Raw genomic sequence first — 9,953 nt, forward strand, 5'->3', positions numbered from 1 at the left:
TATTATGTGTGGAATTGTTGGATATATAGGTCATAGAGAAGCTTATCCTATTATTATAAAAGGACTTAAGCGACTTGAATATAGAGGATATGATAGTGCTGGAGTGGCACTTTATGATGGAAAAGATTTAAAGCTTTCCAAGACTAAAGGAAAAGTTTCGGATCTTGAAGAAAGAGTTGTTAAGGAAATCACTACAAACGGAACTATAGGGATTGGTCACACCCGTTGGGCAACTCATGGTGTTCCAAATGATGTCAATTCGCATCCGCATTTATCAAACTCAGGAAATCTGGCGATTATTCATAATGGAATCATTGAAAATTATGAGCCGTTAAAAAAAGAATTAATCAAAAGGGGTTATACTTTTAAATCAGATACAGACACTGAAGTTTTAGTAAATCTGATTGAAGAGGTTCAGAAAAATGAAAATATTAAATTAGGAAAAGCGGTTCAAATAGCCTTAAACCAAGTTGTTGGTGCTTATGCCATTTGTGTTTTCGATAAACAAAAGCCCGATGAAATTGTTGTGGCCCGATTAGGAAGTCCATTGGCAATTGGTATTGGCGAAGGTGAGTTTTTTATTGCATCGGATGCTTCTCCTTTTATTGAATATACTTCCAATGCTATTTATCTTGAAGATGAAGAAATGGCAATTGTAAGATTGAATAAAGATTTAAAAATCCGCAAGATTAAAGACGATTCATTGGTTGATCCTTATATTCAGGAGCTTCAGATGAATTTGGAGCAAATTGAAAAAGGAGGCTATGATCATTTTATGATGAAAGAGATCTATGAGCAGCCTAACGTAATTAAAGATACTTATCGCGGTCGTCTTCATGCTAATGAAGGATTGATCAAAATGGCTGGTATTGAAGATAATATTGATAAATTCCTTAATGCACAGAGGATATTAATAGTAGCTTGCGGAACTTCTTGGCATGCCGGTTTGGTTGCGGAGTATATTTTTGAAGAGTTTGCCCGTATTCCGGTTGAAGTGGAGTATGCTTCGGAATTTAGATATAGAAATCCAATAATTGGAGATAAAGATGTTTTAATTGCAATATCACAATCTGGTGAAACTGCGGACACTTTGGCTGCTATAAAACTAGCTAAAGAAAGAGGAGCCTTTGTTTTCGGAGTTTGTAATGTAGTGGGGTCATCTATATCCCGCGAAACTCATGCGGGTGCTTATACGCATGCCGGACCTGAGATTGGTGTGGCATCAACAAAAGCATTTACAACTCAAATTACTGTTTTAACGATGATTGCGCTTCGTTTGGCAAAAGCCAAAGGAACTCTTTCAATATCTGATTATCACAGGTATTTGTCTGAACTTGAAACGATTCCTGAGAAAGTGCAGGAAGCATTAAATACTAACGAAAAATCAAAAGAAATAGCTGCGGTTTTTAAAGACGCTACTAATTTCCTGTATTTAGGCAGAGGATATAATTTCCCTGTTGCTCTTGAAGGTGCTTTAAAGCTTAAGGAAATATCATATATTCATGCAGAAGGTTATCCGGCAGCTGAAATGAAACACGGACCAATAGCTTTGATTGACGAGCAAATGCCGGTAGTTGTTATTGCTCCAAAACAAGGGCATTATGACAAAGTTGTAAGTAATATTCAGGAGATAAAATCAAGAAGCGGTAAAATTATTGCGGTGGTTACCAAAGGTGATGAGCAAGTTCGTGCTTTGGCAGATCATATTATCGAAATTCCGGAAACTTCTGATGCTATGTCACCGTTATTAACGACAATTCCGTTGCAGTTGCTTTCTTATCATATTGCGGTAATGAGAGGTTGTAATGTAGATCAGCCGAGGAACTTAGCGAAGTCTGTTACGGTAGAATAGATAAAATATTATATAAATTATTGTGAAAAGTGGGATTTAGTCCCACTTTTTTTATTTTATATACAATTTTTTTTTTCTTGATTTAACAATTAAAAACCATTTATTATGTATGCATAACATTTGTTTTTGGCGATTAATGTTAAAATATTGATAAAAATTCAATAAAATACACTTTGTGATAATATTTAAGTTTTAAAACTCTTTAAATTATGGCAAATATTTGTAGTCTCTTTTTTATTTTTAACAAATAATATTGTAATTTGGCTTCCTAAACCAACAAAATTCAAAACGAATGAGAATCTATTTTATTATTTTGTCATTGTTTTTTTGCGGACTTTCGTTTGCACAAAATTCAATTTCAGGACTAGTTACAGATGCTAATAATCAGCCTGTTCCTGGTGCAAATATCAAAGTAGTTGGGTCTTCTTCAGGCACAACGGCAGGCTTTGATGGTAAATTTACTTTAAAAACCCAAAACGCATTTCCTTTTACAATTGAGGTGACAATGTTGGGATTCACAACCCAAACTCTTGAAGTTACTTCAAAAGAACAGGAAATCGTAGTAGCGATTTCTGAAGAATCTACAGCTTTAAATGAAATTGTAGTTTCTGCATCAAGAGCTCCTGAAAGAGTTCTGGAATCTCCCGTAACCATTGAAAGAATGGGAATTAAGGAGATAAAAAATACTACAGCACCTTCTTTCTACGATGGATTGGAAAATCTTAAAGATGTACATTTCAATACAAGTAGTTTCTCATTTAAATCAGTAAATACCCGTGGTTTCGCCACAGTAGCTAACACACGTTTTATGCAGTTGGTTGATGGTATGGATAACTCTTCTCCGGCACTTAACTTTGTGTTAGGTAATCTGTTGGGAGTTTCTGATATTGATGTTGCTAATGTTGAGATCCTGCCGGGAGCATCTTCTGCTTTATATGGTGCAAATGCTTTCAACGGAATTATGTTTATGAATAGTAGAAGTCCTTTTACAAAAGAAGGTATCTCAACTTATTTTAAATACGGGAGAACGGTTCAGACTGCTGCCGGCGATAATCCTTTCTATGATTTTGGAATTAGAGCTGCAAAGAAATTTACAGATCATTTTGCTGCAAAAGTAAACTTCAATGTTTTGTCAGCTACTGAATGGATCGCTTCTGATGAGAGAAGTTTAACTGATGGAGGAGTAGGTCATATGATTAATCAAAACTATGACGGATTGAATTCGTATGGTGACGAGGTGACTACTTTTATCCCAAATGTTGGACAGGTAAGCAGAACAGGTTACAGAGAGCAAGAGCTGAATGACAATAAAATCGAAAGTGTTAAAGCTGATTTCTCTTTGCACATCAAGCCTTGGGCGACTACATCTTCAGGATGGGGTCATGATATAGAATTTATTTTGCAGCATAAATTAGGTTTTGGTAACACGATTTATCAAGGTGCCAACAGATATGCTCTGAAAGATTTTTATATGGATCAGACCAAATTTGAGGTAAAAGGTAAAAATTTCTTTGCTCGTGCTTATATGTCTACAGAAGATGCAGGAAATTCATATGATATGCGTTTTGCAGCATGGAATGTTAACAGAATGGCAAAATCAGATACAAACTGGTTTACGGATTATGCAAAAGCATTCCAGCTTTCAAGTGCTTTGTTAGGGCTAAATGCATATCAGGCATCAAATTATGCAAGAACATTTGCTGATACAAACGTTTCTCCAGCATTTCCGTTGGCTCCAAACGTTGATCCTTTAAACCCATCTGCGCCAAACGGTCCAAGATTTGCTCCAGACTCGGCTCAATTCAGAAATGCGTTAGCATCGGTAATTCAGAACCCGGATTTAACACAAGGGGCTAAATTTATTGATCATTCAAAATTATACCACGGTGATATCAACTATAACTTTAAAGATTTGATAAAAGTCGGAGAAGTTCAGGTTGGAGGTTCTGCAAGACAGTATGTAATGAATTCTGAAGGTACAATCTTTACAGATTTTGACAAGCCATTAAAATATAATGAATTCGGTGTTTACGGTCAATACCAAAATAAATTTATGGATGACAGATTAAAATTTACAGGATCACTTCGTTACGATAAATCTAAAAACTTTGACGGCAGTGTTTCTCCGAGGGTTTCGCTTACTTATGCAGCCGGAGATAATAAACAACACAATTTCAGAGCTTCATATCAAACAGGTTTTCGTAACCCAACCACACAAGATCAATACATTGGTTTGGATTTAGGGCCGTTTGCTTTAATTGGTTCTGCTCCGGATAACTTATCTCGTTATGTAGAGACAAGAAATGTAAGTGCTGCCGGACAGGCAATGGGACAACCTGCAACTATAACATTAACAGGTAATGAAGCATATTCAAATTCTTATTCTTTAAAATCTGTTCAGGATTTTGCAGCTACTGGAGATCCGACTAAACTAGTTGTGGCTAATATTGGTTTGGTTAAACCAGAGAAGGTACAGGCATTCGAATTGGGTTACCGTTCAGTGGTTGAAAAAATGTCTGTCGATATTACCGGATATTACAATATTTATAATGATTTCTTAAGCCAGGAAAGAGTAATCACACCTTATTATGGTGCAGTTGGGACTCCAACGTCTTACGCTGCTTTAGCTAATGGAGACAGAAGAGTATTCCAAATATATACCAATACTGATGCTAAAATTTCATCTTCTGGTTTTGGAATCGGATTGTCTAGAAAAGTGTACAGCAATTATGAAGTTGGAGTAAATTATAATTTCTCAGACTTTGATTTTGATGAATCATCTGATCCGGATTTTGCACCAGGATTCAATACGCCTAAACACAGAATCAAGGGGTCATTCGGTAATGATAAATTATTCAAGAATTTTGGTTTCAATACAAACGTAAGATGGAATACGGAATACTTATGGCAATCATCTTTTGCTGATGGTATGGTTCCTGAGAATGTTGTTTTTGATGCTCAGATTAACTATGCTATCCCTTTCCTTAAATCAGTAGTGAAAATAGGAGGAGCTAACATTGGTGGTAAAGACTATATTCAGGTAATTGGAGCTGGGGCTATCGGACAACAGTACTATGCTTCATGGACAATTAATCCATAATCATACAGATTATAAACTTATTTAAAGTAAAGAATTATGATAAAAAATATAAAATGGCTGCTGTTAGTTTCTTTGAGCTTTGTAGCATGTAATGACGATGATGCGGTTTCTGAGGAGCCGGTAAGTGCCGGTTCGGCAAATTTTTCAAAGTACGTTGCTTTAGGAGATTCTTTTGCAGCTGGATTTAGTGATGGAGCTTTATTTAAAAAAGGACAACAGAACGGATATCCATCTCTGCTTGCTCAGCAATTTGCTCAGGTTGGCGGCGGTTCATTCAGCGCTCCTCTTTGTGGAGATGATAATAAAGGAGGGTTGTTGTTTATGGGAGTTCCAATTCAAGGGACAAGGCTTTATTTTAATGGTGTAGGGCCGGTTCCGGTTCCTGGACTTCCGGTTACAGAAGTTACAAATCATGTAACGGGTCCTATTAGTAATTTAGGAGTGCCTGGAGCAAAAAGTTTTCATTTGCTTGCTGCGGGATACGGAAATCCTGCGGGTGTACCTGGAGGTTTGGCAAATCCGTATTTTGCAAGATTCGCTTCTTCTCCAAGTACGTCAATTATTGCTGATGCATTAACGCAACAGCCAACGTTCTTTTCGTTATGGATTGGTGGAAATGATGTTTTGTCATATGCCACTTCAGGAGGAATTGGGGTAGATCAAACAGGAAATCCTAATCCGGCTACTTATGGACCTAATGATATTACGGACCCAACAGCTTTTAATAGTGTATACAATGGCTTGGTGACTCAACTTGTTGCGGGTGGTAAAAAAGGGGTTGTTGCTAATTTACCTTATATTAACACATTGCCTTATTTTACAACGGTTCCTACAAATCCGGTTCCTTTAGATGTGGCAACTGCTACTCAACTGAATACTCAGCTGCTAGGCCCAATCGATGCAATTCTAACAGCTTATGGTGAAGGTGCGCGTATCGTAACATTGTCGGCTGGAAGTACTAATCCATTGCTGATTAAAGACGAAAGTTTAACAAATTACTCAGCTCAAATTACAGGTGCTTTAATGGCTAATGGAGTACCGGCTGCCCAAGCTGGTTTGATGGGAGGATTATACGGTCAGGCTCGTCACGCAAGAAATACTGGCGATAGGGATTTTGTGGTTCTGCCTACAAGATCAATTATAGGAACTTCTCAAGCAGGTGTTCCAGCACCATTTGATAAAGTAGGTGTGACATATCCGTTACAGGATAAAGATGTTTTAATTCCTTCGGAGACTAATGCCATCAAAACAGCAACTGATGCTTACAATGTGACTATCAAGAATGCAGCAGAAGCTAACGACTTGGCATTTTTTGATGCAAAATCTGTAATGGAGCAATTAGTGAATGGCGGTATTCGTTTTGGAAACTATCATATGACAGCTGCTTATGTTACAGGAGGTGCCTTCTCTTTAGATGGGATTCATCCGGGAGCTAGAGGTTATGCCATGATTGCGAACAAATTTTTAGAAGCGATCAATGCAAAATACGGTTCAACGTTTAGACCAATTGATTTAGGGAATTATCAGATTCAATATCCAGCTTCTTTATAAAGGGATTATTTATTCTAAAAAACCATCGACATTTGTTGATGGTTTTTTATTTAGGGCAATTTTGAGGCGATTTATTCAGCAATAAAATTAACTGTTTTCAGAAATTCTGAAAAAACATAAAAAAATTATTGATTTTATATTTTAAAAAATTATCTTTGCACTCTGAAAAAACACTTGTTTTTTAGAAATCTAAATAGCTATTTAATAAATACATAAGCATGTCTAAAGTAATAGGAAAAGTTGCGCAAATCATTGGACCAGTTGTCGATGTAATTTTCAACACAGCAGATGTTGAACTTCCAAAAATTTATGATTCGTTAGAAATCACTAAAAAAGACGGTACAAAATTAGTACTTGAAGTACAATCTCACATTGGAGAAAATACAGTTCGTACAATCTCGATGGACTCAACAGATGGTTTGAGCAGAGGATATGAAGTAGTAGGTACTGGAGCGCCAATTCAAATGCCGATTGGACCAGATGTTTACGGTCGTTTATTCAACGTTATTGGAGATGCCATTGACGGATTAGGTGATTTACCTAAAACTGGTGAAAACGGAATGTCTATCCACCGTCAAGCACCAAAATTTGAAGATTTATCAACTTCGTCAGAAGTTTTATTTACAGGTATCAAAGTAATCGATTTGATCGAGCCTTACGCTAAAGGAGGTAAAATTGGATTGTTCGGTGGTGCAGGAGTAGGTAAAACCGTATTGATTCAGGAATTGATTAACAATATTGCAAAAGGTCACGGTGGACTTTCAGTATTCGCAGGAGTAGGTGAAAGAACACGTGAAGGGAATGACTTACTTCGCGAGATGTTAGAGTCAGGAATTATTAAATACGGTGACGATTTCATGCACTCTATGGAAAATGGAGGATGGGATTTGTCTAAAGTTGACAAACCAGGAATGAGAGAGTCTAAAGCTACTTTCGTTTTCGGTCAAATGAATGAGCCACCGGGAGCACGTGCTCGTGTTGCTTTGTCAGGATTATCTATTGCAGAGTATTTCCGTGATGGAGCTGGTTCAGATCAAGGAAAAGACGTTCTTTTCTTCGTAGATAACATTTTCCGTTTTACACAAGCAGGTTCTGAGGTTTCTGCACTTTTAGGACGTATGCCATCTGCGGTAGGATACCAACCAACATTAGCTACTGAAATGGGAGCGATGCAAGAGCGTATTACTTCTACAAACAAAGGTTCTATTACATCTGTACAGGCGGTTTACGTTCCTGCAGATGACTTAACTGACCCGGCACCGGCAACAACGTTTGCTCACTTAGATGCGACAACGGTATTGTCTCGTAAAATTGCTGAGTTAGGTATTTATCCTGCGGTTGACCCGTTAGATTCTACTTCTCGTATCCTGACACCACAAATTTTAGGTGATGAGCACTACGATTGTGCACAAAGAGTGAAAGAAATTTTACAAAAATACAAACAATTACAAGATATCATCGCAATCTTAGGTATGGAAGAATTGTCTGAAGAAGATAAACTTTCTGTATCAAGAGCACGTCGTGTACAGCGTTTCTTGTCTCAACCTTTCCACGTTGCTGAGCAATTTACTGGTATTCCAGGGGTATTGGTTGATATTAAAGATACTATCAAAGGATTTAACATGATTATTGATGGTGAATTAGATCACCTTCCAGAAGCAGCATTCAACCTTAAAGGTACTATCGAAGATGCTATCGAAGCTGGACAAAAAATGTTAGCAGAAGCTTAATTTTATTTTAAATTTTAAATGTTGAATTTTAAATTAGTTAATTCTAATTTTCCTTTTCATTCAAAATTTATAATTCAAAATTCAAAATAATAAAATTATGATTTTAGAAATAGTATCACCAGAAGCCACATTATTTTCAGGAGAAGTTACTTCAGTAGCTGTTCCGGGAGTAAATGGTGAGTTCCAAATGCTTAATAACCACGCGCCAATCGTGTCGTTATTAAAAGAAGGAAACGTAAAGATTGTAGGTTCAGATTTGAAAATTGCTAAAGAATTTAAAGCAAGATTTAACAAAGTAAACGAACAGACATTTTGGTTGCCAATCAATTCTGGAACTATCGAAATGAATGACAACAAAATAATTGTTTTAGCAGACTAAGACAATTTAAAATAAAAGGAAGAAGCCAAACAATATTGTTTGGCTTTTTTTATATTTGAAAAATGGAAAACAATCAAAACCTAATCATTGTAAGTGAGGGGAAAAAGCCTTTTTGGCAAACAGTTATTGCAGCATTATTATTTATGGCATCCATTGTTTTTCTGTTCAATTTCTTTTATGATTTGTATGTTAGTGGGATTGCTGCAGAAACAAAAACCACGAAACGAGTAATCGGTTATTTAAAATTATCCCTATTTGCATTTTTTGGAGGACTGAAGTTTTCATTAATTAAGACTCTTTTTATCGATTCAGAAAGAGAAAAGCTCAAAACGGAGTATAGGGTAGGAATCTTTAAGGTTAACTATTATTCCGAAATTCCGCAATTGGAATACGTTTCGGTTTTTAAAAATTCGCAAAAAGAAATTTTCGAAGTGAATTTGTGGTACAAAGGGAATAAGCATTTCAATGTTTCCAATTATGAAGAACTTCAAGCGGCATTAGATTTTGGTATCGTTTTTTCAAAAAAACTCAATTTAGATTTATTGGATGCTACTGAAAAAGGGAATTCAAAATGGATTGAAATTTCATAAATCAAGTTACTTGAATATTCAAACTGCTATTTTATATTTACACATTATTAATTACCATAAAAAAATAATTTAGAAAATCTCTCATAATGAAAACAAGAATTCTCTGCATCGTGTCTGTAATCCTATTAAGTTGTTTTTTGACTGGTTTTACTAGTCAGCAAGGGACTTGCTCATTGTTATTGACAAATGCCAAAACAAATAAAAGTATAAATGCCTGTGATAAGATTTCTGTTCAAAAAGTAGAAGCAATCTTGGGTGGCGCCATAACATTAGATAAAGAAGTGCCTGACGCTAAAGAAGCGCCGGTTTTTACCTTTACATATGATGGTTTGGTTATTGAAATGCAAAATGACCTAATTAAAAACTTTACAATTACAGGTAAAAAATGGAAATTAAATACGTTGTCTGTTGGAATACCGATTGAACAAATGTCGACTAAATTTGAAAAACACGAATTCAATTATTTAGGTAATTCCCGATTTAAAGTAAAGGATTCTAAAGCTATTTTGTTTACAGAAACAGATAGTGCAAACAAAGTTAAAAAAATAGGGGTTGTTTTTAATTAAGCCGAAATAACCCGATACAAATAAAAAAAGCCAAACGACATGTTTGGCTTTTTTTATTTAAAATGTCCCGTCCTGAAATAAGTTGACATAAAATTGACTTATTATGAATAGATCAGAAAACAGCGCAGAAAAGCGTAGTCAACGCGATTATAATTTGGGCTTTAAATTAGCTGTTATTTCGCAAG

General features: G+C 35.9%; 7 protein-coding genes. All 7 read left to right on the forward strand.

Translation table 11 applies throughout. The features are described from left to right. Positions 1–4 precede the first annotated feature (4 nt). Positions 5–1,852, forward strand: a complete 1,848-nt coding sequence (gene glmS / locus ACRDEC_RS10615) for a glutamine--fructose-6-phosphate transaminase (isomerizing) (RefSeq protein ID WP_431498313.1) — start codon at positions 5–7, stop codon at positions 1,850–1,852. 292 nt (positions 1,853–2,144) lie between these two features. Continuing rightward, a complete protein-coding gene (locus ACRDEC_RS10620) occupies positions 2,145–4,952 on the forward strand; it encodes a TonB-dependent receptor (RefSeq protein ID WP_431498314.1) in 2,808 nt (935 codons plus the stop codon). Positions 4,953–4,988: 36 nt separating this feature from the next. After that, positions 4,989–6,503: a G-D-S-L family lipolytic protein gene (locus ACRDEC_RS10625; RefSeq protein WP_431498315.1), complete on the forward strand. Its 1,515-nt coding sequence runs from the start codon at positions 4,989–4,991 to the stop codon at positions 6,501–6,503. A 218-nt stretch (positions 6,504–6,721) separates the two neighbouring features. Next, complete coding sequence (gene atpD, locus ACRDEC_RS10630) at positions 6,722–8,233, forward strand: F0F1 ATP synthase subunit beta (protein ID WP_431498316.1); 1,512 nt, start codon at positions 6,722–6,724, stop codon at positions 8,231–8,233. A gap of 97 nt (positions 8,234–8,330) precedes the next feature. Continuing rightward, positions 8,331–8,612 (forward strand): F0F1 ATP synthase subunit epsilon, encoded by a 282-nt coding sequence (locus ACRDEC_RS10635; RefSeq protein WP_431498317.1) that lies wholly within the window; start codon positions 8,331–8,333, stop codon positions 8,610–8,612. A 62-nt stretch (positions 8,613–8,674) separates the two neighbouring features. Then, complete coding sequence (locus ACRDEC_RS10640; protein WP_431498318.1) at positions 8,675–9,202, forward strand: hypothetical protein; 528 nt, start codon at positions 8,675–8,677, stop codon at positions 9,200–9,202. An 86-nt stretch (positions 9,203–9,288) separates the two neighbouring features. After that, a complete protein-coding gene (locus ACRDEC_RS10645; RefSeq protein WP_431498319.1) occupies positions 9,289–9,768 on the forward strand; it encodes a hypothetical protein in 480 nt (159 codons plus the stop codon). The last annotated feature ends 185 nt before the right edge of the window (positions 9,769–9,953 follow it).

Source organism: Flavobacterium sp., from assembly GCF_050696275.1.
Classification (GTDB): Bacteria; Bacteroidota; Bacteroidia; order Flavobacteriales; family Flavobacteriaceae; genus Flavobacterium.